At 62.8% G+C, this 1,140-nt stretch carries 2 protein-coding genes; both read right to left on the reverse strand.

All coding sequences use genetic code 11. The features are described 5' to 3' along the window. On the reverse strand, nucleotides 1-829 hold an 829-nt coding region (locus J4E08_RS24430; RefSeq protein WP_349540724.1), incomplete at its 3' end, for a flagellin N-terminal helical domain-containing protein. Nucleotides 830-937: 108 nt separating this feature from the next. Next, a partial coding sequence (locus J4E08_RS24435; protein WP_349538913.1) for a flagellin occupies nucleotides 938-1,140 on the reverse strand: 203 nt, incomplete at its 5' end.

Consider the following 1,140-nt stretch of genomic DNA (forward strand, 5'->3'; position numbering starts at 1 on the left):
CTTCCTCTTCCATGTTGGCGTCGATCATCGAACCGACACCGGCATCGATGTTGTCGACCACGGAGGAGAGGAACTCCTGCTGGTTCTCGATCGACTTCTCCGACTGGCCCAGCTTGGTCGCGATGTCGGTCACCGCACCGGTCACGCCCTCGGTCGCGGCCAGCACACCCGCGAGGAAGGCTTCGCCCGTCGCCGCGTCCGCATTTGCCGCAAAGCCCGTGGCGATTGCTTCCAGGTTGGCGACCTGCTTGCGCATGTCGTAGGTGTCGACGCTGATGGAGGTGGTTGCGTAGGTGCCCCCGGCGCGGGTCACACCCGTCACGACGTTGCGGGACGCTGGGGTTGCCCCCCCGGAATCACCGGCGGAGGTCAGCGCACCCGTCGCCCCGGCCACGGCCGCGGCTGTACCGGCCGCCTCACCTGCCGCAAGCATGTCGTCACCGTTGAAGGTCGACTGCTCCAGCGTGGTGGTCATCTGCTTGACCAGCTCGTTGAGATCGTTCTCGATCTCCGCCTGACCGCCGGTCGCACCCTGCGCGAAGGCCACCTTGTCGAGGAATTCCTGCGCAAGACCGTTGATGGTCTCGGCCCCAAGACGCGCGGTCGCCACCGAGTTCTTGGTCAGGGTGAGGCCTTCGTTGATCGACGCGTAGACCGAGCTGTCGCCCTTCATGGTCTCGGAGATCTGGAAATAGGCCGCGTTATCCTTGCCCGACTGCACCTGCAGACCGGTCGAGATGCGGCTCTGGGTGCCTTCGAGGTCCCTGTTGACCTGACGAAGGGTCGACAGCGCGTTCATGGCACTGGCGTTGGTGTTGATGGAAGACATCTATATTCTCCGAATTCTTTCGTTAATGCTCGTCATTCTGACGAGAGCTTGAGAAATCACTGAGACCCGGGAAGTCAGCCGTAGCCCTCCCCCGGGCCAAAGTCAGGATCAGCGGAAGAGCGACAGGATGTTCTGCGGCGCCGAGTTGGCGATCGACAGGGATTGGGTCGCGAGCTGCTGCTGCACCTGCAGGGACTGCAGACGCGCGGCTTCCTCTTCCATGTTGGCGTCGATCATCGAACCGACACCGGCATCGATGTTGTCGACCACGGAGGAGAGGAACTCCTGCTGGTTCTCGATCGACTTCTCCG

It is taken from the genome of Sagittula sp. NFXS13 (genome assembly GCF_040148795.1).
GTDB classification, from domain to species: domain Bacteria; phylum Pseudomonadota; class Alphaproteobacteria; order Rhodobacterales; family Rhodobacteraceae; genus Sagittula; species Sagittula marina.